The 23,211-nt window shown below is 74.1% G+C and carries 16 protein-coding genes and 1 pseudogene; 7 read left to right on the top strand and 10 right to left on the bottom strand.

Features of this window, described 5'->3' with window-relative positions; all coding sequences use genetic code 11:
• Window positions 1–110 precede the first annotated feature (110 nt).
• Window positions 111–1,994: an InlB B-repeat-containing protein gene (locus MQV74_RS35635; protein ID WP_242727287.1), complete on the top strand. Its 1,884-nt coding sequence runs from the start codon at window positions 111–113 to the stop codon at window positions 1,992–1,994.
• Between the two features lie 56 nt (window positions 1,995–2,050).
• Here MQV74_RS35635 and MQV74_RS35630 read toward each other — a convergent pair whose 3' ends face one another.
• Both MQV74_RS35630 and MQV74_RS35625 read right to left on the bottom strand, forming a co-directional pair.
• Window positions 2,051–2,446: a VOC family protein gene (locus MQV74_RS35630; RefSeq protein ID WP_242727285.1), complete on the bottom strand. Its 396-nt coding sequence runs from the start codon at window positions 2,444–2,446 to the stop codon at window positions 2,051–2,053.
• 98 nt (window positions 2,447–2,544) lie between these two features.
• On the bottom strand, window positions 2,545–3,570 hold the full coding sequence (locus MQV74_RS35625; protein ID WP_242727283.1) for an EamA family transporter: 1,026 nt from the start codon (window positions 3,568–3,570) through the stop codon (window positions 2,545–2,547).
• A 69-nt stretch (window positions 3,571–3,639) separates the two neighbouring features.
• On the opposite strand from MQV74_RS35625, the gene MQV74_RS35620 reads away from it, so the two are divergent.
• Window positions 3,640–4,584 (top strand): LysR family transcriptional regulator, encoded by a 945-nt coding sequence (locus tag MQV74_RS35620; protein ID WP_242727282.1) that lies wholly within the window; start codon window positions 3,640–3,642, stop codon window positions 4,582–4,584.
• A gap of 174 nt (window positions 4,585–4,758) precedes the next feature.
• Window positions 4,759–5,730, top strand: a complete 972-nt coding sequence (locus MQV74_RS35615) for an NADP-dependent oxidoreductase (RefSeq protein ID WP_242727280.1) — start codon at window positions 4,759–4,761, stop codon at window positions 5,728–5,730.
• Here the strand turns inward: MQV74_RS35615 and MQV74_RS35610 are convergent, their stop codons facing one another.
• Entirely contained in the window at window positions 5,731–6,144 is a 414-nt protein-coding gene (locus MQV74_RS35610) for a Fur family transcriptional regulator (RefSeq protein WP_138963550.1), read from the bottom strand.
• A gap of 294 nt (window positions 6,145–6,438) precedes the next feature.
• Between MQV74_RS35610 and katG the strand changes: the two genes are divergently transcribed.
• Window positions 6,439–8,661 carry a catalase/peroxidase HPI gene (katG, locus tag MQV74_RS35605; RefSeq protein WP_242727278.1) on the top strand — a complete coding sequence of 741 codons (2,223 nt, stop codon included), beginning with the start codon at window positions 6,439–6,441 and terminating at the stop codon, window positions 8,659–8,661.
• A 126-nt stretch (window positions 8,662–8,787) separates the two neighbouring features.
• Here the strand turns inward: katG and MQV74_RS35600 are convergent, their stop codons facing one another.
• The 3 genes from MQV74_RS35600 to MQV74_RS35590 all read right to left on the bottom strand — a co-directional run bounded on the left by MQV74_RS35600 (window position 8,788) and on the right by MQV74_RS35590 (window position 14,954).
• Window positions 8,788–9,831, bottom strand: coding sequence for a glycoside hydrolase family 5 protein (locus MQV74_RS35600; RefSeq protein WP_242727275.1), 1,044 nt, complete (start codon window positions 9,829–9,831; stop codon window positions 8,788–8,790).
• 224 nt (window positions 9,832–10,055) lie between these two features.
• On the bottom strand, window positions 10,056–13,298 hold the full coding sequence (locus MQV74_RS35595; protein WP_242727273.1) for a CHAT domain-containing protein: 3,243 nt from the start codon (window positions 13,296–13,298) through the stop codon (window positions 10,056–10,058).
• Between the two features lie 270 nt (window positions 13,299–13,568).
• On the bottom strand, window positions 13,569–14,954 hold the full coding sequence (locus MQV74_RS35590; protein ID WP_242727271.1) for an FAD-dependent oxidoreductase: 1,386 nt from the start codon (window positions 14,952–14,954) through the stop codon (window positions 13,569–13,571).
• 174 nt (window positions 14,955–15,128) lie between these two features.
• Here MQV74_RS35590 and MQV74_RS35585 point away from each other — a divergent pair, with 174 nt between their 5' ends.
• Together MQV74_RS35585 and MQV74_RS35580 are read left to right on the top strand one after the other, a co-directional pair.
• Window positions 15,129–15,560: a PPOX class F420-dependent oxidoreductase gene (locus MQV74_RS35585; RefSeq protein ID WP_138963528.1), complete on the top strand. Its 432-nt coding sequence runs from the start codon at window positions 15,129–15,131 to the stop codon at window positions 15,558–15,560.
• A gap of 197 nt (window positions 15,561–15,757) precedes the next feature.
• Window positions 15,758–18,649, top strand: coding sequence for an ATP-binding protein (locus MQV74_RS35580; protein WP_242727269.1), 2,892 nt, complete (start codon window positions 15,758–15,760; stop codon window positions 18,647–18,649).
• 65 nt (window positions 18,650–18,714) lie between these two features.
• On the opposite strand, the pseudogene MQV74_RS35575 reads toward MQV74_RS35580, so the two are convergent.
• Window positions 18,715–19,548, bottom strand: a pseudogene (locus MQV74_RS35575) (chitinase); the annotation flags it as partial.
• A gap of 555 nt (window positions 19,549–20,103) precedes the next feature.
• Between MQV74_RS35575 and MQV74_RS35570 the strand changes: the two are divergent.
• Window positions 20,104–20,700: a hypothetical protein gene (locus tag MQV74_RS35570; RefSeq protein WP_242727267.1), complete on the top strand. Its 597-nt coding sequence runs from the start codon at window positions 20,104–20,106 to the stop codon at window positions 20,698–20,700.
• 120 nt (window positions 20,701–20,820) lie between these two features.
• On the opposite strand, the gene MQV74_RS35565 is transcribed toward MQV74_RS35570, so the two are convergent.
• The 3 genes from MQV74_RS35565 to MQV74_RS35555 are packed head-to-tail and all read right to left on the bottom strand — an operon-like array spanning window position 20,821 to window position 23,187.
• Window positions 20,821–21,591: a methyltransferase domain-containing protein gene (locus MQV74_RS35565; RefSeq protein WP_242727265.1), complete on the bottom strand. Its 771-nt coding sequence runs from the start codon at window positions 21,589–21,591 to the stop codon at window positions 20,821–20,823.
• 4 nt (window positions 21,592–21,595) lie between these two features.
• The gene (locus MQV74_RS35560) at window positions 21,596–22,351 is read right to left on the bottom strand and encodes an SDR family oxidoreductase (RefSeq protein WP_242727263.1); all 756 of its coding nucleotides are present in this window, start codon (window positions 22,349–22,351) and stop codon (window positions 21,596–21,598) included.
• Window positions 22,348–23,187, bottom strand: a complete 840-nt coding sequence (locus MQV74_RS35555) for a TauD/TfdA family dioxygenase (RefSeq protein WP_242727261.1) — start codon at window positions 23,185–23,187, stop codon at window positions 22,348–22,350. The genes MQV74_RS35560 and MQV74_RS35555 overlap by 4 nt, the downstream gene beginning before the upstream one ends.
• Window positions 23,188–23,211 lie beyond the last annotated feature (24 nt).

The following is a 23,211-nucleotide window of genomic DNA, read 5'->3' as shown; positions in this document are numbered from 1 at the left end:
TGCTCACCCCTCCCAGACGGCCATTCGGCCCCGCACCTGCTGCACCCGCCCGTGCGCCGAGTGATCGTTCTCGTGCCCGGACCGTTCGTCCGCGTACACGAAGGAGCCCCATGATCCCCGCCAGGTTCGCCGTGGTCGGAGCCGCCGCCGCCCTCGCCACCACCCTGCCCGCGGCCCCGAGCCCCGCCGCCGCGCCGCCCGCCCCCGGCCTCCCCGGCCTGCTGCGCACGGGCGAGGCCGACTGGCCCGAGGGCACCTTCCGCGCCCTGTGCCGACGCGGGCCCGTCACCGCGGCACCCGACCGGCGCGTCCTGCCGCTGCCCGGGGGCAAGTCCGTCACCGCCCAGGCCCTGAAGGTCTCGCGCGACCGCGAGGGCACCCTGTTGTGGAGCGGGCACCTGGCCGGGCACCCCGACCGGCCGGTCACCCTCGCGGTCGACGGCGCCTGCGGCAAGGGCAAGCCGCGGGTCGCCGGAGAGATCCACGAGGGGCGGGTGCGCCACGCCCTGGACGCCGTAGGGCCCGGGGTGTCGCGCGTCCACTCGTTCGACACCGTGCGCCAGACCCCGCTCGTACGCGACGCGCTGCGCCTGGCCGGACCCGCACGCCCGGCCGCGCCACCCGGCCGCCGCGCCGAGCCCAAGAACCCGGTCATCGACGTACTCATCGGCTACACCCCGGAGACGGCCGAGGGGACCGAGGGCGGCGCGGACGCCATCGAGCTGAAGGCCAAGGCCGCCGTCGAGGGCACCAACCAGGCGTACGCCGACAGCGAGGTGAAGGCCCGCCTCAACCTGCTCGGCACCTTCGAGACCCAGAGCTGGAGCGGCGCCGCCAGCGACATGGACGGCATGACGAACGCCCTGGCCAATCCGGAGGACCCGCGCTACTCCGACGACTGGGCCACCGGCGTCCGCGCCACCCGGGACGAGAAGGGCGCCGACCTCGTGCACGTCCTGTCGAAGTTCACGCCCCCCGAGGGCCTCTACACGGCCGGGACCGGCATGACCCCCTCCCTGCCGCGCCTCATGCCGGGCGACAACGCCAAGTACAGCACCGACGACACCGGGTTCGGCGCGCAGCAGGCCGACACCTTCGGCACCCACCACCTCGCCCACGAGATCGGTCACAACTTCGGCCTGAACCACGACTACGTCACCGACCCCGTCGACCCGGACGAGGACAACTACCGGCCGGGCAACTACAACCCCTACTACCCGGACAACCACGGCTTCCTGCCGAAGGACCGCACCTGGGTCGACATCATGGGCTACAACATGAGCTGCGCCGACGAGGACAGGTGCGAGAACAAGATGTGGTTCTCCAACCCCCGTCAGGACTACGACGGCGCGCCGCGCGGCGTGGCGCTCGGGTCCGAGAAGCCCGCCGACTCCACCCGCGTCATGAACCTCACGGGCCCGGTGCTCGCCAACTACCGCACGCCCGCCGACAGCGCGGAGGCCAAGCGCCACGCCCTCACCGCGGTGCCCCAGGACGGCACGGGCGGCACGGTCAGCGCCCCCTCCACGGGCCTGTTCGCCACCGGGGACAAGGTCACGGTCACCGCGACCCCGGACTCCGGCTACAAGATCGACCGCTGGTCCGTCGACGGGAAGGTCCAGCCGACCCGCGCCGCCTCCCTGAGCGTCACCATGGGAAGCGACCACTTCGTGACCGTGAAGTTCATCAAGGCCACCGCGCCGCTCAGCCCGGTCCCGGCCGCGCTCACCGCCGTCAGCCCCGCCACGGGCCCCGTCAAGGGCGGCTTCACCGTCACGCTCACCGGCGCCGGGCTCACCGGCACCACCCAGGTCCTCGCGGGCACGCCGACGGCGGGCGGCTTCCGCGGGGTCGCGGCCACCGACGTGCGCGTCGTCGACGACACCAAGGTCACCTTCACCGCGCCCGCCTATCCGGAGGCGGGTCCCGTCCAGTTCGCCACGGCCCGCGGCAACAGCCTCACCGCGTCCATCGGCTTCACGTACACCGACTGACCACGGACCGCCGCGGAGGGCCGGGGATTCCCCGCCCTCCGCGGCACGCGACGCGCTCAGGCCTGCGTGGCGACCTTCCACAGATGCCCGTCGGGGTCGCTGAAGTAGCCCTCGTACCCGCCCCACTCGGCCGCGGTGGCCTCCTTGACCGCGGTGCCGCCCGCGGCCACCGCGGCGCGCATGACCTCGTCCACCGCCGCCCGGGAGTCGGTGACGAAGTGGAACGAGCAGCCGCGGAACCCTGATCCCTCGGCCGGGACCCCGGCGTCCCGCGCCGCCGCATCGCGCGGGTAGAGCACCAGGGACGAGGAGCCCTCGCCCAGGCCGCACCGGACGAACCCGGGGTGGTCCTGCTCGACCTCGCAGCCGAGCCCTTCGACGTAGAACTTCTTGGCGCGCACGACGTCATCGACGCCCAGCATGATGGCGTTCACCTGCAATTTGATGTCCATGACGACCACGGTAGGCACCCGACGACAGGCGTCGCTTCTCGAAAACTGACCGTCTTCGCGCGGGGTCGGCCCGGGGCGTCGGCGGGGTCGGCCCGGACTCAGCGCCCGCCCGTGCGGACCGCGCCCACGCTCGCCGCCACCACCAGCGCGATCGCCGCGCACTGGACCGGCGAGAGGCCCTGGCCGAGGACCAGGTATCCGGCGAGCGCGGCCAGGGCGGGCGACAGGCTCGTCAGGACCGCGAAGGTCGCCGCGGGCAGCCGGCGCAGGGCCAGGAGCTCCAGGGCGTACGGAATGCCCGAGGACATCACCGCGATCACCAGGCCCAGCGCGAGCACGCCCGGTTCCAGCAGCGTCGCGCCCGCGGCCCCGATGCCGAGCGGCAGGCTGACCAGCATCGCGACGGTCATCGCGATCGCCAGCGCGTCAAGACGCGGGAAGCGGGCCCCCGCGCGGGCGCTGAAGACGATGTACGCCGCCCACATCGCCCCGGCCCCCAGCGCGAACGCCACTCCGGCGGCGTCGAGGCGCCCGAACCCGCCCTGGCCCAGCAGGAACACCCCGGCCAGCGCGAGCCCCGCCCACAGCAGGCTGGCGGCGCGGCGCGAGGCGACGACCGAGAGCAGCAGCGGCCCGAGCACTTCGAGGGTGACCGCCGCGCCCAGCGGGATCCGGTCGATCGCCTGGTAGAAGAGGACGTTCATGCCGCCGAGCGCGAGGCCGTACCCGCCCGCCACCGCCCAGTCCGTACGCGTGTGGCCGCGCAGCCGGGGCCGCGTGACGACCAGCAGCAGCACCGCGGCGAACGTCACCCGCAGCGCGACCGTGCCGAGCGCCCCCGCGCGGGGGAAGAGGAGCGCCGCGACGGCCGACCCGAACTGCACGGTCACCGCCCCGGCGAGCACCAGGCCGACACCGCCGAGGGTGCCGCGCCCGGCGGCCCGGCGGAGGACGGCGGGCGCGGTGGGCCCGGGGGAAGCGGCCGGGGCGGATGCGGCCGTCACCGTCGTCGCAGCCGCCGTCGCCGGGGACGAGGTGCGCGCCGCAGCCGGCGCCGCCGGGGACGAGGTGCGCGCCGCCGCCGCATTCGCAGCCGTGGTCGTCGTCGCTGTCGTAGAAGTCATGTGCTTCACGCTAGGGAGCCGTACGCGCCGCGTGAAATGCCTATTCCACCGCGGTTATGCTCTGGAGGCATGACCATTGAGCTGCGGCATCTGCGCGCCTTCCTCGTCATCGCCGAGGAGGGCAACGTCACCCGCGCCGCCGCCCGCCTCCACGTGGGCCAGCCCGCGCTCTCCCGCACCCTGCGCCAGCTGGAGGACCACCTCGGCGCCCGCCTCGCCGACCGCTCCACGCATCATCTGGAGCTGACCGCCGAGGGCCGTACGTTCCGCGACAAGGCCACCGCCGCGCTCGCCGCCGTCGAGACCGCCCTCGACCCGGCGGGGCTCACGAGCCGGCCGCTGCGCCTGGGCCACACCTGGGCGGCGCTCGGGGACCACACCGTCGCGCTGCTGCGCCGCTGGGACGAGACGCGCCCCGGCGTCCCGCTGGAGCTGCTGCGCGTCGACGACCGCACCGCGGGGCTCACCCAGGGCAAGGTCGACGCGGCCCTGCTGCGCGGCGCGGTCGCCGCGCCCGGGCTGCGCACCGAGCTCCTGCGGATGGAGGAGCGGGTGGTGGTCATGCCCGAGGACAGCCCGCTCGCGGCGCTCCCCCGGCTCACCCTGGCGGATCTGACGGCCCGCCCGATCGCCCTCAACACCGTCTCCGGCACCACCACGGCGGAGCTGTGGCCGTCGGCCGCCCGGCCCGCCGCGACCCTGGAGGTGACCAACACCGACGAGTGGCTCATCGCCATCGCCGCGGGCCGCGCCGTGGGCGTCACCACGTCGGCCACGCCGGGCAACTACGCGCATCCGGCGCTGGTCTACCGCCCGCTCGCGGACGCCCCGCCGGTCCCGCTCGTGCTGGCCTGGCGCGAGGGCCTCGGCCACCCGGCCGTCCCGGACCTGGTGACGCTCGTCCACGAGATCCTCGCGACCGGAGCGACCGGAGCGACCGGAGCGACCGGAGCGACCGGAGTGACCGGAGCGACCGGAGCGACCGGGACGGCCGGGACGACCGGGACGGCGTGAACCGGGGCCGCGCGGCCCCTCGTACCGCGTGACCCGATCCTGTCGCTCCCTGGCCCTCAGGCCCCTACTGGAGCCCTCTTCGCCCCGGCACGCTGAGGACGCGCCCCGGGCAGCACCCGGCGCGCGCCACCGGAACATCCGCAGGAACGACCGCCGAAGAGGGCACACGCCACCATGCACCGCACCACCACCCCCAGGACCATGCGCGCCGTCTCCCAGGACGCCGCCGGAGCGCCGGACGTCCTCAAGGTCGTCACGGTGCGGCGACCGGATCCGGGCCGGGGCGAGATCCTGGTCCGGGTGCACGCGGCGGGCGTGAACCCCGCCGACTGGAAGACCCGCGCGCGGGGCGTCTTCGCCGACGGTACGACGCCGCCCTTCACCCTCGGCTTCGACGTCTCCGGCGTGGTGGAGGCGGTCGGCGACGGCGTGGCACTCTTCCGGCCGGGCGACGCGGTGTTCGGCATGCCGCGCTTCCCGCACCCGGCGGGCGCCTACGCCGAGTACGTCACCGCCCCGGCCCGGCACTTCGCCCCGCGCCCCGAGGGCCTGACCCACGTCCAGGCGGGGGCCCTGCCGCTGGCCGCGCTGACCGCGTGGCAGGCGCTCGTGGACACGGCCGACGTCCGGCCGGGGCAGCGCGTCCTGATCCACGCCGCCGCGGGCGGCGTCGGCCACCTGGCCGTGCAGATCGCCAAGGCCCGCGGCGCGCACGTCATCGGCACGGCCAGTGCCGCCAAGCACCAGCTGCTGCGCTCGCTCGGCGCCGACGAGCTGATCGACCACCGCACCCAGGACTTCGCCGCGCTGCTCCGGGACGTCGACGTCGTCGTGGACGGCATCGGCGGCCCCCACTGGGCCCGGTCCCTGCGCACGCTGCGGCCCGGCGGCACGCTGGTCTCGCTCCTTCCGCCGGACGACGCCTTCCCCGTGCGGGAGGCCGAGGCGGCCGGGGTGCGGGCGGTGTTCATGCTCGTCGAGCCCGACCACGGCGGCCTGCGCGCGATCGCCTCGCTGGTCGAGGAGGGCCTGCTGCGCGTGCTCGTCGACGCGGTCCTGCCGCTCGAAGAGGCCGCCCGGGCCCACGCGTTGGGCGAGAGGGGCCGGACGACCGGCAAGATCGTGCTCTCCGTCGCCGGGGCGTGATCAGACGGCGCAGGCCGGGCAGAGCCCCCGGTAGGTGACCTCGGCACCGGAGACCGCGAACCCGAACCGCTCCTCCTGCGGAAGGGCGGACAGCGGATCGCCCGTCGGGTGGACGTCGCGGATGGTGCCGCAGCGGGAGCAGACCAAGTGCTGGTGCGGGTGGTGCGCGTTGGGGTCGTAGCGCTTGGCGCGGCCGTCGGTGGAGACCTCCATGACCTCACCGAGGGAGACCATCTCGCCCAGCGTGTTGTAGACGGTCGCGCGGGAGATCTCTGGCAGTCTCTCGGCCGCGCGCGCGTGCACCTCGTCGGCGGTGAGGTGCACGTGGTCGCCGTCGAGGACCTCGGCGACGACACGTCGCTGGGAGGTCACCCGCCAGCCACGGCCGCGCAGTCGCTCCAGCAGGTCGCTCATATGTCGGTTCACCTACTCGGTTCGGTGGAGTACCCGGAGTTTACGGCAGCGCTACTTGCTCCGAATGAATATGGATCAGGTGAGCTTCTTGACCTGGATCCCGTCCATCGTAGGATCGGTTCCCGACGATGGCCAAGGGCAGCCTCGCCCCTGTCCCAAGGACGCGTCAGGGACAACCACCACAAGTCGTACGGAGTCGTTCCTGACGTCGATCACGCGGTCGGTGCGGCCCCTTCCACCGCCTGCTGTTCTTCGAGCACCACGATTCGCCTAGACCGATCCGAGAGGATTCCCATGGCTGAGAACCCCGACGCAATCGTCACCGACCCGAAGACGGAGGAGACAGGCGGCTGCCCCGTCGCGCACGGGCGCGCCCCGCACCCGACGCAGGGCGGCGGGAACCGCCAGTGGTGGCCGGACCGGCTGAACCTGAAGATCCTCGCCAAGAACCCGGCCGTGGCGAACCCGATGGGCGAGGACTTCGACTACGCCGCGGCGTTCGGCTCCCTCGACCTGGCCGCCGTGAAGCGGGACATCGCCGAGGTCCTGACCACCTCGCAGGACTGGTGGCCCGCCGACTTCGGCAACTACGGCCCGCTGATGATCCGCATGGCCTGGCACAGCGCGGGCACGTACCGCATCAGCGACGGCCGCGGCGGCGCGGGCGCCGGTCAGCAGCGGTTCGCCCCCCTCAACAGCTGGCCGGACAACGCGAGCCTGGACAAGGCCCGCCGCCTCCTGTGGCCGGTCAAGAAGAAGTACGGCAAGAACATCTCCTGGGCCGACCTGATGGTCCTCACCGGCAACGTGGCCCTGGAGACGATGGGCTTCGAGACCTTCGGCTTCGCGGGCGGCCGCGAGGACGTGTGGGAGCCGGAGGAGGACGTCTACTGGGGCCCCGAGACCACCTGGCTCGACGACGAGCGCTACACCGGCGACCGCGAGCTGGAGAACCCGCTCGGCGCGGTCCAGATGGGCCTCATCTACGTCAACCCCGAGGGCCCCAACGGCAACCCGGACCCGGTCGCCGCGGCCCGCGACATCCGCGAGACGTTCCGCCGCATGGCGATGAACGACGAGGAGACCGTCGCCCTCATCGCCGGTGGCCACACCTTCGGCAAGACCCACGGCGCGGGCCCCGCCGACCACGTGGGCAACGACCCCGAGGCCGCCCCCATGGAGCAGCTCGGCCTCGGCTGGAAGAGCACGTACAACACGGGCGCGGGCAAGGACGCCATCACCTCGGGCCTCGAGGTCACCTGGACCGAGACGCCCACCCAGTGGAGCAACCTGTTCTTCAAGAACCTCTTCGAGTACGAGTACGAGCTCACGAAGAGCCCGGCGGGCGCCCACCAGTGGGTGGCGAAGGACGCCCCGGAGATCATCCCGGACGCCTTCGACGCCACGAAGAAGCACCGCCCGACGATGCTCACCACCGACCTGTCGCTGCGCTTCGACCCGGTCTACGAGCCGATCTCGCGCCGCTTCTACGAGAACCCGGCCGAGTTCGCGGACGCCTTCGCCCGCGCCTGGTACAAGCTGACGCACCGTGACATGGGCCCGGTCGTCCGCTACCTCGGCCCGGAGGTTCCCTCCGAGGTGCTGCTGTGGCAGGACCCGCTGCCGGAGCGCACCGGCGAGACCATCGACGCCGCGGACGCCGCCGCCCTCAAGGAGCGGATCCTCGCCACCGACCTCACCGTCGCGCAGCTCGTCTCCGCCGCGTGGGCGTCGGCGTCCTCCTTCCGCGGCAGCGACAAGCGCGGCGGTGCCAACGGCGCCCGCGTCCGCCTGGAGCCGCAGCGCAACTGGGAGGTCAACAACCCGGACAGCCTCGCGCAGGTGCTGCGCGCGCTCGAGGGCGTCCAGGAGTCCTTCAACTCCGCCCAGTCCGGCGGCAAGCAGGTCTCCCTCGCCGACCTGATCGTCCTCGCGGGCAACGCGGCGGTCGAGCAGGCCGCCAAGGACGCGGGCGTCGAGGTCGAGGTGCCCTTCTCGCCCGGCCGGGTGGACGCGGCGCAGGAGCAGACGGACGTCGAGTCGTTCGCGGCGCTGGAGCCCGCGGCCGACGGCTTCCGCAACTACGTGGGCAAGGGCAACCGCCTGCCCGCCGAGTACCTGCTCATCGACAAGGCGAACCTGCTGACCCTCAGCGCGCCCGAGCTGACGGTCCTCGTCGGCGGTCTGCGCGTGCTCGGCGCGAACCACGGCGGGTCGAAGCACGGCGTCCTCACCGACCGCCCCGGCACGCTCACCAACGACTTCTTCGTCAACCTGCTCGACCTGGGCACGACGTGGAAGTCGACGTCCGAGGCGCAGGACACCTTCGAGGCCCGGGACGCGAGCGGCGCGGTCAAGTGGACCGGCACCCGCGCCGACCTGGTCTTCGGCTCGAACTCCGAGCTGCGGGCGGTCGCGGAGGTCTACGCGAGCGACGACGCCAAGGAGAAGTTCGTGAAGGACTTCGTCGCGGCGTGGGCCAAGGTCACGGACCTGGACCGGTTCGACCTCGTCTAGTCCTCCGTAGCCTCCCGGTCGTTGTGCGACCCGAAGTCCGGGCCGGGCCCGTGCGGGCCCGGCCCGGACTTCTTCGTGCCCCCGTGCGCCCCGTGCCGACGGCCGCCGCCCCGCTCCCGGCCGCGCTCAGAAGTCGTCCGGCGTACGCACCCGCTCCCGTATCCAGGCCCCCGCGGGCTTGAGCCGGCTCGTGCCGGTCCAGGGGCCGCCGGCCTCGCAGGTGCCGGGCTTGTAGACGGCTCCGGTGCGGTCGTCGTCGGAGAAGTTCCAGTTGACCCAGCTGATCTTCTTCGAGGCCATCAGGTCCAGGTACTTCTGCGCCATGGCGAAGTCGTTCGAGCCCTCGCCCGCGTAGTTCTGGGTGCCGAACTCGGTGACGAACACCGGGAGCTTGCCGGCCGCTCGCGCGAGGGTGTCCAGATACTCCTCGCGGTGCGAGTCGGCGTAGAAGTGGAACGTGTACATGATGTTCTGGGCGTTCACCGGGTTGTTGACGACCTCCTTCTCGTCGCCGTCCTCCGAGACGCCGAACGACGACCAGGCGCGGGTGCCGACCAGGACGGGCGCGTCGGCGTCGATGTTCCTGATCACCGGGATGATCTGCTCGGCGTAGGACTTGATCCGCGACCAGCTCACACTGCTGGGCTCGTTGGCTATCTCGTAGATGATGTTGTTCTTGCCCTGGTGGCGCCGGGCGATCTCGGTGAAGAAGGTCTTGGCGCGCGCGAGGTTGGCGTGCGGGTCGCCGGGGTCGAGCATGTGCCAGTCGACGATCACGTACATGCCGCGGGCGCTGGCCATGTCGATGAACTTGTGGGCCAGGTCGGTGAACTTGCGCGGGTCGGACGCGTAACCGCCCTCCTGCACGTACGTGGACACGCGCAGGACGTCGGCGTTCCAGTCACCGGCGAGGGCGTCGAGCGAGCCGTCGGTGAGACAGCCCGCGTACCACTGGGTGCCGTGGCTGCTCAGCCCGCGCAGCTGGACGGCCTTGCCCCGCTGGTTGCAGAGCTTGGTGCCGCAGACGGTGAGCTGCCCGTTGGCGGCGACCGGGGTCGCGGCGGCGGGCCGCGGCGCGGTGGGGCCCGTGGCGGTGGCGGGCGCGGCGGCGGACACGACGCCCGCCACGAGCGCGGCGGCGAGGGTGGCGGCCAGGCGAGGGGATTTCATGGGGGGACTCCAGCCGTTGAAGGTTAGGAACCTTTCCTAACCATGAGATACCAGCGGCGGGAGTGGCTCACAAGGTTCATGACAAAACAGGGGTGGTCGTGGGGCCCGGCAGTCGCCGGGCGACCGGTTCGTGGACTACACGCTCGGCGAGAACGGGCCGGCGGCGCGCGACTGGCGCTTCCGCCGCGGGGCAACCGCTGCTCCGGCGCCCGGCCGGGCCCCCCTCACACGCCCCACGCCGTGAACGCGCCCCAGTGGACGGGAGAGTCGAAGGGGCGCTCCCGCCTGGCCCGCGCGCGGGCGGCGTACGCGTCGCTGAGGACGGCCAGGTGGCGGTGCGTCTCCGTGTACCGCGCGAGCTCGTCCCAGGTGAGTCGGCGCAGCCATCGGCGGGAGCGGCGCAGGGCCGGTACGGGGTCGTGGGTCTGGGAGAGCAGTTCGTAGAAGCGCGTCATGAGGACCGCCGTGGCCATGTCGTCCACGAGCCACAGGCTGCTGACCGCGCAGGCCGCGCCCGCCTGGAGGAAGGCGGCGGGGAGGCCGAGGAACTCGTCGGGGGCCTCGATGATTCCGTAGTGCCCCGATTGGCAGGCGCTGGCCACGGTCAGGCGGCACACGGGCAGTTGGTGGTGCACGAGGGCGTCCATGTCCACGTGGCCGTCGGCGAGCGCCAGCGCTCCGCCCCGGCTGTCGAACCCGGCGCTGCCGTGACAGCTGAGGTGCAGGTACGACGCCGTGGCGAGCCGGTCGAGCACCCAGGCCACGGTGGCCTCGGGCCCCACCGCGTGGGCCGTGTCGCACCGGCCCGCGAACAGGTCGAGGATCTCGGCGAGTTCGCTGCGGCTGCCGGGCAGCGAGCCGTCGGGGTCGGCGACGGCCACCAGGCGCGGCGGTGACTGCGGCGGCCGCGCGGCCCGGGAGCGCGAGGCCTCGTGGACGGCGGCGGACGGCGCCAGGATCAGGGTGCCGACGTCGTCGAGCACGTCGTCCGCCCCCGGGGCCACCGGCAGGGCGTGCAGGGGCACCAGGCCCAGCAGGCCCGTCGGCACCAGGACCGCCTCGTGCCGGGCGTCCTCGGTCAGGAGCGCGGCGAGGGGGCGGACGAGCGGTTCGAGCGCGGTCAGGCGGTCCAGGGCCGCCGGGAGCAGCCGCCGGTACGTCGAGGTGGGGGACTGCTGCACCAGCCACAGGCCCACGGTGTCGGATTCCGGGTCGTCCAGGTCCAGGAGCAGGAGACGGGCCAGGGTGATGCTGGTGACCTCCGGCACGAGCACGGCGCGCACGGTCGGCCGCGTGCCGACGACCGCGAGGACGTAGCTGCCCCAGGGCGAGTTCACCAGATACGCCAGCGGCCTGCCGCCCGCGGCCCGGACGATGTCCCGCAGTTCGGTGGTGCGCAGGAAGTCCTCGAAGCCCGGGATCGCCTGGACGTCCCGGACGACCGCCCGCAGGTCACGTTCGGCCGCGGCCTGTTCCCGGCTCGCGGGCGCCGCCCCGTCGGGGGTCATCGGTGCGGGCGCCGCGACCGCGGACCGGTAGCGGGCGCGGGCCTGCCGGTAGCGGCGGGCGATGACGGGGTCGACGCGCTCCAGCTCCTCCAGGTCGGCGGCTCCTCGTCCGGCCACCACGGACAGCTCGCAGGCGAGGCCGCGTTCGAGCGCCGCCACAGCGTGCTCGGGGCGGCCCGCCCGCGCCAGCAGGAAGGCCGTCCAACGGGCGAGCCGGTCCACTTGGACGAGGACGCCGCGGCGGCTGGCGACCGTGACCTGGGCGTCGTAGAGCGCGCTCACGGCGGTCAGCATGTCCGAGGCGACGTCGGCGGCCTCGGTCCAGCGCTCGGCGGAGGCGTAGGTGCTGAGGAGCTCCCTGGCGATGTTGAGGTGCAGGGAGGGCGCGACCGCGGGCGGCGCGGCCGCGAGGGCCTCGCGGCGCAGGCGGGTGCTCGCGGCGCTGCCGGGCCCGTCGAGCAGGTCACCGGCCTGGGCGAGGAGCCAGGCGATGCGGCTGGTGTTGAGCAGGCCGGGGCGCGTCACGGAGAGGTCACGTGCCGCGGTCGCCGCGGCGCGGGCCCCCTCGGCGTCGGCGGGGTCGCGGCTCAGCAGCAGATGGGCGAGGTTGCACTGAAGCTGCGACCACAGCACGGAATCGTCCTCGGGGCGCAGATGGCGCAGGGCGTCCCGGTAGCAGCGCTCCGCCTCGGGCAGGTCGTCCGGCTCGGCGCGGCGGAACAGCACCAGACCGAGGTTGACCATGGAGTAGGCCCAGTTCACCACGGAGCGCTCGGGGGACCGCTCGGTGAGCCCGGCCCTGATGTGCTCGATGCCGCGCGTGAGGTCGTCGGCGCCGCCGCCCGGCCGCTCGGCGAGCAGCAGCCCGTAGTTGGTCTGGATCCGCGCCCAGAACTCGGGGTGCTCGGATCGGTCCAGCGTGCTCGCGCGCTCCAGCAGGGCGCGGGCGGTCTCCCAGACCTCGTGGCGGTCGCCGTCGTCGCGCGCGTAGTGGGCGCTGGCGAGGTTGTTCGCCACGCGCACCCAGGCGAGGCTGCCCTCGGGCAGCATGCCGAGGGCACGTTCGAGGGCCTCGCAGGCCTCGGAGAGCTCGGCGTCGAGCCCGGCCCGGAAGGCGGCGGTCAGGCGTTCGCCGAGCATCTCGGCGAGCGCGCTCTCCGTCTCCCGCTCGCCGAGGTCGGCCGCGAGTGCCAGGGCCTCGCGGACCAAGGGGATGCTCTCGGGGCCCGGGGTGTCGCGGGCCCTGTCGTACAGGTCGCGCAGCTGGGTGCGCAGATCACCGCCGAAGCGGCTCAGGGACGCGAAGTAGCGGTCCACCGCCACCTGCGTGGGCGTGTGGTCGTCGCAGAGGCCGTCGAGCAGTTCCTGCCGCCGCTGGAGAACCGGCTCCAGCGGCGTTCCGGCCGCCGCGCGCAGTTCCTCGCGGGCGGCGTCCCGCACCCTCGTGTCCTCGGTCAGCTCCGGGTGGGCGCGCAGGAGTTCGGCCAGCGCGTCCGGCGGGCTCGTCAGGACCGCGCGCAGCAGCTCCGCCGTCCGGGCCTCGCCCCGCGCGTCGGCGAGCAGGCGCAGGAAGACCTCGTAGTGGGCGACGGTCTGCGACCCCTGCGGCTCCAGGTCGCGGCATGCCGCCCCGGGGTCGCCCAGGTCCCGCTCGACGTCGCGGGTCAGGATGAAGGGAAGCAGCCCGCGCGGCACGGGGATCGCCTGCCCGGTGAAGACGTCGTCGCGGAACGCCCCGGCGCGCTCGGCCTCCTCCAGCAGCGGCAGGGCGAACTGAGGCGGGCCGCCCCGGAGTTCCGCGAGCGAGGTGGCGTACAGCAGCGGTGCCGTCGCGCCGGGGCGCAGGACGAGCAGCGGCGCGTCGACGTGCGCCCTCGCCCCGCAGGCCGGGCAGTCCGCCCAGGCCACGCCCGGTCCGGGCCCCTGAAGGACGTCGGCGCGCTCGCGGGCGTCGACCACGCGCCACACGGGGGCGGCGCACTCCCGGTCACATTTCTCGCAGCGCCATGTGTAGGACGCCCTCACCGAGACCGTCACGCCCCGCCCCCCGACCGTTGTCCTCCTTGCCGTACGGACATTCTGACGCGCGCCGCCGACCGGCCGGGAGGGATCGCGCGAAAGCCCGGCGGACGGGGAGGCAGCCTGGTAACCGGGCGCTGCGCAGGGCCCAGGGCCCGGCGTCCGAGGAGGGCGAGGCGCGCCCCGCCGCGCCGACCCGTCGGACAGGCCCTAGCCCGCGCGGCCCCGCCCCCGCCGTGTGAGCGCGTGGCGTGCCACCTTGGCCAGGACCGCGGGGTGGAACAGCAGGGAGGGCGGCGCCGTCATGTTCAGCACGCGGACGAACCGGGCCCACACACCCGGGTCGTGGACGGCGAGGGCGAAGACGTGCTGGTTGTACCAGTGGGCGAAGCGCGCGGCCAGCGGCTGCTTGCCGGGGGCCCACATGAGGTCGGAGCTGCTGGCCATGGTCCAGGGGACCTGGATGACCCGGGCCGCGGCGCGCTGGTAGGCGCGGCTGAGCCCGTCGAGCCCGGACGCGTGCGTGCGGCGGTGGCGCAGCAGACGGCCGAGGAGTTCCGCTTCGAGCGCGGCGACCGTGAGGCCCTGGCCGTACACCGGGTTGAACACACAGACCGCGTCCCCGACGGCGATGAGGCGCTCGGGCCAGCGGGGGTTCTTGTGGTGCAGGCGCCACTCGTTGCCGGGGTTGGTGTAGCGGTGGATCTCGCCCTCCCTGGTGCCGCGCTTGATCTGCTCGGCCAGGCGCGGGTTGCCCAGGGAGCGGGCGAAGTCGAGATAGTCCTCGTCACCGGTGGGCGGCACGTGCCGGTCGACGCCGAACAGCGAGCACATCCAGCGGTGGCGCTCCACGGCGAGCACCACGCCGCCGCGCGGCACGTCGGGCGCGAAGGCCATCTGGTACGCGACGTCGAAGTCCTGCTCGTCCCCCGGCGGGCGGGCGTAGCACGCGGACGTGTAGGTGATCTTCGCCTTGACGACGGTCCTGCCGGACACCGGGAGGCCCGCCTCGGTGAGCCAGCGGTCGACCGACGTGGAGCGGCCGGAGGCGTCCACGACCAGGTCGGCGGCGACCTCGGTGGGCGCGTCGGCGCCGCGGGCTCGGTAGCGGACCCGGTCGAGCCGGTCCGGGGCGCTGCCCGTCACCGTCTCGCAGGACGTCGCGGCGAGCAGCCGCACGGCGGGCAGCTCCGCCACGCGCTGCCGCAGCCGCCGCTCCAGCTCGTCACGGGTGAAGGTCTGGATGGACACGCCGACCGGGTCGGGCGGCGCGTAGCCGGTCGGCAGCAGGAAGCTGATCCGCTCGCCGTAGTCGAAGACGGGCGCGCCCAGGTCGGCGAGTTCCGCCCGCAGGCCGGGGAAGAGCTCCTCCAGGACGTCGCCGCCCTTGGCGAGGAGCGCGTGCGCGTGGTAGCCCTGCGGGACGCCCGGGTGCACCCCGCTGTCCGGCCGCAGCGCGTCGCGCTCCAGGACGAGCACCTCGTCGAAGTGGTCGGCCAGGACCCGCGCGGTGACCAGACCGGCGTGCCCGCCGCCGACCACGACGGCCCGGCCCCAGCTGCTGTCGGACGACGGGCTGCGCTTGCTCTCGGCCATGGCGGGGTCCGTTCCTCTCGGGGCGGCTGCGCTGACACTTCATCCCGTGCGACCGGGGCGATCAAGACCGGGCGGGGAGCGCACGGAAGCACACCGCGTCACGCGCCCGGCGTTCCGCAAGGCCATCACTCCCGGCAGGAATAGAGAACCCCCTCTCGCGCCTTGGCTTCAGACATGACTGACACCCCCTTCGCCCCGCGCGCGCTGCTCGCGGAGAGCCGGCTCGGCGTCCTCGCCACGATCAAGTCGGACGGCCGCCCCCAGCTCTCCCCCGTCATGCCCTACTACGACCAGGAGGCCGACGTCGTCCACGTGTCGATGACCGAGGGGCGGGCCAAGACGGCCAACCTGCGCCGGGATCCGCGCGCCGCACTGGAGGTCACCAGCCCCGACGGCCGGTCGTGGGCCACCGCCGAGGGCACCGTGACCCTCACCGGGCCCGGCACCGACCCCTACGGACCCGAGGTCGAGGCCCTGGTCCGCTACTACCGCGCGGCGGCGGGCGAGCACCCGGACTGGGACGAGTACCGCGCGGTGATGGTCGCCGACCGCAGGGTCCTGATGACGATGCCGGTCAGCCACGTGTACGGCGAGAAGCTCGGCTGACGCGGTCGCGCCCTCGGCCTCGGCGCTCGTGCCGACCGCGCCGTCCGCCCCAGGGGCCCGCGGGAGCCCCAGGGGTCGCGCGGTGGTGAGCGCGCTCTTGCTAGGCGCACGCCTCCCGGCATAACTTCACGCTGTCACCGTGGTGTCGCGCCCGTCGCCCTCGTGTGCGCCACGGTCCCCACAGGCCGGAGCCACCCATGACCGCCTCCCTCCTGCGCACCCCGGAAGCGCCCGTCCTGGTCGGCCGGGCGGCGGAGTTGCGCGCGCTGGCGGATGCGGTGGCGCGCCCGCCGTCGGTGGCCCTGGTCGAGGGCGAGGCCGGGATCGGCAAGACCCGGCTGATCCGCGAGGCCCTGCGCCACCGGGGCGGGCGCGGGCGCCGCGTCCTGACGGGCAGTTGCCGCCCGCTGCGCGAGCCCTTCCCCTACGGGCCGGTCTTCGACCTGCTGCGCCCGCTGGCCGAGGGCGGGCTGCCCGCCGCGCTCGACCCGGTCTGCGGCGCGCTGCGCCCGTACCTGCCGGAACTCGCCGGGCGGCTGCCGCCCGCCCCCGAGCCGCTGCCCGAGCCGCGCGCCCACCGGCACCGGCTCTTCCGGGCCGTGCGGGCGCTGCTGGCCGCGCTCGGCCCGGCCGTCCTGGTCGTGGAGGACCTGCACTGGGCCGACGACGGCACCCGGGACCTGCTGCGGTTCCTGGTGGACGACCCGCCGGCCGCCCTGTCGGTGGTCCTCAGCTACCGCCGCGAGGAACTGCCGGGCGCGCGGCTGCCGTTGGGGCGCGCCTATCACCACCCGCCGGGCACCACGGCGGTCGTCGTCCCGCTGCGGCCCCTGGACGTGGCCGCCGTGCGCACCATGTGCGCGGCCCTCACCGGCACCGAGGACGCCTCCGCGGCCCTGGCCGCCGAACTGCACCGGCGGACCGCGGGCATCCCGTTCGTGGTGGAGGAGGTCGTGCGCGCCCTGCCGGAGACCGTGCGGCACGCGCCGCGCGCGGGGCGCGAGGCGCTGGACGGGCTGACGGTGCCCACGCCGCTCCAGGAGGCCATCGCCGACCGGATGAGCGCGCTCTCCCCCGGGGCGAGCGCCGCCGTGCACGCCGCCTGCGTGCTGCGCGTCCCCGCGGGCGAGGAGCTGATCGCGAACGTCGTGCGCGGCACGGCCGGGCTGCCCGCCACGGCCGAGGACGCGGCGGGCGTACGGGAGGCGCTGCTCGCCGGTGTGCTGTACGAGTGGGGCGACGACCAGTACGGACTGCGGCACGCCCTCGCCCAGCAGGCCGTCTACGCGAGCCTGCCGGGGCCCGACCGGCACCGGCTGCACCGGCAGGCGGTGCGCGCCCTGGCGGCACAGGACCCGCAGCCCCTGGTCCAGCTCGCGTACCACGCCCGCAGGGCCGGGGAGTTCGCGCACTGGCAGCACTACGGCGAGGCCGCGGCGGCCTCGGCGCGCGAGATGGGCGACCTGGCCCTGGCCGTGGAGCTCCTGGAGGAGCTGCTCTCCGACGGCCGCCTGGGCCGGATGGCGTGCGCCCGCGTCGCCGTGGACCTCAGCCGGGACGCGGTGGTCGGGCTCACCCACCGCAGGGCGACGGCGCTGCTGTGCCGCATCGTGCGCGACCAGCACCTGCCCGAGGGCCTGCGCGGCGAGATCCGGCTCCATCTGGGCCTGTTGCTCTACAACCAGGCGGGGCGGCACGAGGAGGGCCGGATCAACACGGAGTGGGCGATCAGGGAGCTGCGCCGCCGCCCCGCCCTCGCGGCGCGCGGCATGGCCGCCCTGGCCATGCCCGCCTGGGGCGACCACCCGTACCAGGTCTACGAGCGCTGGATCGAGCAGGCCGAACACCTCGCGGCCCGGGAGCCGGGCCCTTCGGCGTCCACCGCCGTGCGGGCCAACCGGCTCGCGCTCGCCATGTACGTGGGCGACCCGGCGGTCTGGGAGCACGCGGAGCGCCTCATCGACGCGGCCGGGCCCGGGGGCGACCGCCGCCAGGTCGCCCGCGCCTGCGGCAACTTCGCGGACGCCGCGACCTGTCTGGGCCACTTCCGCGCGGCCCACCGCTTCCGCAGGCTGGGGCGGCGCCTGGCCGCCGAGTGCGGTGCCGCGTTCCTGTCGGGCATCGTGGAGGGCACCGCGCTGCGCCTGGACTGGTACGAGGGCCGCTGGCAGGGCCTCGCCGAACGGGCCCGGCACGTCCTGGACATGATGCCGGGCGTCTCGGGCATCGCGGCCGACGCCCACCTCGTCCTCGGCCTCCTGGCCTCCGCGCGCGGCGAGTGGGACGAGGCCGCGGCGGAGCTCGGGGCCGCCGGGCTCGCCGCCCCGCACAACGCCCCGGGGCCGGTCCTCGCCACCGCGTCCGGCGCGATGACCCGGCTGCTCCAGGCCCGCGGCGACGGCGCGGAGGCGCGCATCGAGGCCGAGCGCGGCATCGCCAGGATCCGCCGCAAGGGCATCTGGTCCTGGGCGGGCGACCTGGCGCCGATGGCGGTGGCGGCGCTGGTGCGCGGCGGCCGGCAGGCGGACGCGGAGCGGGTCACCGCCGAGCTGGCCGACGGCATCGCGGGCCGGGACGCGCCGCTGGCCGCCGCCGCTCTCCTGGCCTGTCGCGGCTCCCTGGCCCTCGGCCGCGGCCGCCCGGAGGAGGCCGCGGCGGCCTTCGACAGGGCGCGGACCGCGTACGCCGTCCTGCCGCTGCCCTACGCGGCGGCCCGTGCGGGCGAGGCGGCGGCGCGCTGCCGTCTGGCCGCGGGTGACAGGGAGGCCGCGGAGCAACTGGCGGCGATGGCCGAGCGGTTCACCGGACTCGGCGCCACCCGCGACGCGGCCCGCTGCCGCCGGGTGCTGCGCGGCCACAACGTGCCGCTGCCGTCCCGGCGCGGCCGTCGGGGCTACGGCGACGAGCTCTCTCCCCGGGAGCGGGAGGTAGCCCGGCTCGTCGCGCTCGGGCACACCAATCGGGAGATCGCCGACGTGCTGTTCCTCTCCCCGCGCACCGTCGAGCAGCACGTCGCGAAGGTGCTGCGGAAACTGCGCGTCGGCTCACGGGCCGAGGTCCACCGACAGGGGCGCGCGCTCGCGCCCTGAGGAGTGCGTCGGCCCTCCCCGAGCGGTCCGGGAGAGCCGACGCGTCCTCGGGGCAGGGCCGGTGGTCAGCCGGTGAAGCCCGCGGTGATGGAGGTGAACTGCCACGAGGGCCGGTCGCGGTTGACCGCCCAGAAGGCGAGCCGGCCGATGTGGTGGGCGTTGGACCAGTCGCGGATCTGGGTCCAGATCTGGGGCGTGGTGACCTCGCCCGCGTCGCTGTTGCCGTTCATGCCCGAGATGCCGATGTGGGCGTAGGCCTCCGCGTCGGACCAGCCGTACACGGCCTTGAGCTTGGTCTTGAGGCCCTCGGTGGCCTTGACGGTGTTGCCGTACATGTCGGCGTGGCCGCCGAAGTTGAACGGCATGATCGTGAAGTTGTCGATGTCCGCCTGCAGGGCCTTGGACCGCTCGATGAGGCGGTTGCCCCAGGAGTTGGGCCCGGTGTTGAGCGTCGGGAAGGTGAGGATCGTCCTGAGGCCCGGGTTGTTCTGCTTGACGATCTTCAGGGCGCCGAGGATCCGGTCCTGGACCGCCGGGCTCTCGAATTCGTCGGTGTTCTCGATGTCGACGTCGACCGCCTTGAGCCGGTAGGCGTCGATGACCTTCTGGTACGCGCCGGCCAGGGCCTGCGGGGTGGAGCAGTTGGGGCCGAGCTTGTTGCCGCTCCAGCCGCCGATGGAGGGGACGATGTCCCCTCCGGCCGCGCGGATCGACTTGATGGTGGTCTCGTCCACGCCGCCGGTGAGGGGGCGCTGGCTGTCCCAGGCGGGGTTGCAGCCGCCCCGGGCGAGGATGAAGGCCATGGTGTACCACTTGATGCCGGTGGCTCGCATCACGTCGGTGGCGCTGGGCGGGTTGCCCCAGCCCAGGTAGAGGTAGGGCGCGGCCTGGACGAAGGGCGCGTGCCCCGCGTCCGCCGCGGGGGCGTCGGCCGCCCGCGCCGGAGCGGCCAGGGCGGCGAACGGGACGACCAGGCTGACGAGCGCCGTGGCGAGCCGTCGGGGAAGGCGTCTGCGCGTGGGGGATCTCAAGGGGTCTCCCTCGAGTGTCGGTTCCGGATGGGTGGTGCGGACGGCGCGTCCGGACACTGCCGCCCGTCGCTCACGAGCCCGTTGGCCGCGGCACCGCAGTGGCTCGCTCGGAGGTTATTGGCATGTACCAATCTGGTCAATAGGTCTGGACCACGCGACGCGCCCCGGTTTTCTGCGTACCCCTACCTACCGATACCCGGATTGTTCTCACCAGCGCTTCCGCCAACTCTGGGACTACACAACGCCGTTGGCCCAGACCAAACGGCGTACCGGCGGGCGAGCCCCCGTCGGCGCTCCCCCGCACCGGCACGGCACCCCCGCCCCCTCAGCGCCACCCCCCACACCCACCCCCCACACAGAACGCCTCCCCCCACGGAACTCCCCCCACAACGCACGCCCCCCCCCCACAGCAGGAGGAGAACCATGCGAAGGAACCTGCTCCTGAGATCCGTCGTCGCGGTCGTGGTCACGGTGGCCATCGCCCTGCTGGGCTCCGGGGCCCAGGCCGCGCCCTCCCCCCAAGGGCGGCCCGCCGCGGCGACGGACACCCCGGCGAAGGGCCACGGCATCACCGCCGACGAGCTCACGGCGCTCGCGGCGGCGGGCCAGGGGACCCTGCAGCCCCCGCCGGGCGGCTGGCCGGTCCCCTCCGACCGCAGCTACCGCCTCACGCCCTCCTGCCAGCAGTACGCCGCGACCATCCGGCAGGGCGCGGCCGCGTGGGCGAACCTGGACGAGACCACGAACCGCGACACCCCGGTGGAGTGCCGCAACAGCTACATCACCGACTGCGGAGGAGGCGGCAGGATCGTCGGCTGCAACTGGGGCCGCGGGCAGCGCATCGCCCTCTACATGGGCGGCGTACGGGACCAGACGTTGCTGGCCGCGCACGAGTTCGGCCACGACTGGTACAACCACTCCGGCTACCAGTGCGCGGGCTGGACCAGCCCGCAGCACGTGATGGCACCCTCGATGTGCGGCTTCGGGCCCGGCACGAAGAACCCGGTCCGCATCGACTGAGCACGCCCTCCCCTCCAGGGCGTGCGCACGAGAGCCCCTGTGGTGCCTTCCCCTTGACGGGGCCGGTGGCGGCACATCGCCACCGGCCCCGTCAACGCGCGGGCGCGACCGCCGGGCCGCTCACGTCCGGCCCGCCTCCAGCACGACGGGGCCCTCCGTCCCCAAGTGCCGCCAGCGCACCGGGTCGTGGTCGTCCGCTCCGGGCCTGCCTGCGGGCAGCGGGCCGGGGGACCTGGCGTCGAGGATCAACGCCTCGTCGCCGCCCGGCTGGAACGCGTAGTCGACCCGGTCGAGGCGGGACGGCACGCCCAGGGCGTCCAGGGCGGCGCGCAGCCGTTCCAGGGCCTCGTACCGGCGGTCGCTGGTGTGCAGGACCACCGGGAAGAGCCGCACCTCGCGGCGCGCCACCCGCACCAGCTCGATCAGCGCGCTCAGATGGAACTCCTCGCTCAGCTGCGCCCCGTAGGAGAACAGCAGGTGCGAGCTGAGCACGAGGTCGAAGGAGCGGTCCTCGAAGGGCAGGTGCGGCAGCGAGCCCGCGACGTAGCGGTCCGGGCGGGCCGCCAGGTCGGCGCCGAAGGCGCGCGCCGACGCCGCCCTCAGGCGGGTGTAGCGCTCGGGGCCGCCGAACCAGTCCCACACGTAACGCTCCGCGTGGTCGGCCACGTCCGCGTGCTTGTGCTCGATCTCGCGCAGCGCGAGCGTGCCGAGGAGGTCGCGGCCCTGGCCGTACTGCGGATCGACGGCGACCGCGTCGGTGCCCCGGGCCCCGGCCTCGGCCACGAAACTCGCGGCGCCGCCGGGGCAGTCGAGGATCCGCAGGCCGAGGTCGTCGTCCGTGAGCGCGAACATCGCCCGGTACTCGTCCAGGGAGCGGGCACTGACCAGCATCGCGTCACCCCCTGCCGACGTAGGGCATCGTCGTGGGCAGCACCGTCAGGGACTGGACGTTGGTGTCGAGCGGCATCGACGCCATCAGCACCAGGGCCTCGGTGAAGCGCTCCACCGGGATGGTCGCCTCGACGGCCAGCGTGCCGTCGCCCTGCCTGGAGGGCGGCTGCGGGCTCCCGTCCACCGGCGTCACGTTGCCCACGTCGATCTGTCCGCAGGCGATGCGGTAGGGGCGGCCGTCCAGGGACAGGCCCCGGGTGATGCCGAGCACCGCGTGCTTGGCCGTGGTGTAGGCGATGGCGTGGGGGCGCGGCGCGTAGGCGGACGGCGCGCCGTTGTTGATGATGCGGCCGCCCTGCGGGACCTGGTCGCGCATCACGCGGAACGCCTCCTGGGAGCAGAGGAAGGTGCCGGTGACCGTGGTGGCCATGATCTGGTTCCAGTCGTCGACGGCCACCTCCCCGACCGGCTTGCGGGGCACCACCGCGCCCGCGTTGTTGAACAGCAGGTCGAGGCGGCCGAAGTGGTCGACGACCGCGCGGAACAGCGCCGCGACCTGGTCCGGGTCGCTGATGTCGGTGGGCACCGCGAGCACCCGGTCCGCGCCGGCGCCCGACAGGGCCGCGGTCTCCTCCAGGGTCTCCTTGCGCCGCCCCGCGAGCGCGAGCGACCAGCCCTGGTCCAGCAGGGCGAGCGCGGCGGCGCGGCCGAGGCCGCTGCCGCCGCCGGTGACGACACCGATCCTGCCGTGTCCGCTCATCGCTCGTTCATCCAGGCGCGCAGGATGCGGCGGGCCTGCGGGCCCGGGGCGTCCACGTACGGGGAACGGCCGTGCAGCACCCGGCTGTTGCGGATCATCAGCAGGTCGCCCGCGCCGAGCTGGAGGCCGAAGGCGATCTCCGGGCGGTACAGCACCTCGTCCAGGTAGTCGAGGGCCTCCAGGCGCCGCGCGTCGAGCTCCGCGGACGCCCGTACCGTACGGGTCTGGTAGTAGCAGCCGATCGTCCCGTCGTCCTGGGTGAACAGGATCGGGGTGACGACGATCTGCTGGCCCGCGCGGCCGCTGCGGTCGAAGCGCCACTCCTGCTGCAACAGGGCCAGCACGTCGGGGCGTTCGCGCTCGATGATGTCGTACACGTGCCGGGCGCTGGCCAGCTTGGTGGTGCCGCCGCCGTCCGCCGCGGGCTGCAGACAGAGCAGCACGAGCAGGTCGCAGGTGTCGCAGTGGAAACCGAGCTCGGTGGCGCCGTCGCCGTCGCGGTCGCGCAGGATGGTCCACAGGTCGCCCTGCGAATTCTGCGGAATGGCCCCGCCGATCTCGTCGAGGACGCGGGAGAGACCGGTGATGAGGTCGGCGTCGGACGCGTCCGGGGACATGACGTTGCGCACGTTCACGAAGCCCACGGCGTCCAGGCTGCTGCTGATGAAGGAGCGCACGGTGGCGTACGCGGCCTCGCCCGCGCCCCAGCGCCCGGTGAGGGCGTCCGGCCACAGCAGCCGCCGGTCGTCGTCGGAGACCGACAGCGACCACACGTCGCGCGCCGACTCCAGGTAGTCGCTGGTCCAGCCGATGTCGTCGATGGTGGTTCCGGTCATGGCGTCATCAGTCCTTTCGAAGGC

Origin of the sequence: Streptomyces sp. AN091965 (assembly GCF_022698285.1) — a bacterium.
Taxonomy (GTDB): domain Bacteria; phylum Actinomycetota; class Actinomycetes; order Streptomycetales; family Streptomycetaceae; genus Streptomyces.
The sequence above is the reverse complement of the archived record's forward strand: the minus strand, read 5'-3'. Positions and strand labels throughout refer to the sequence as shown.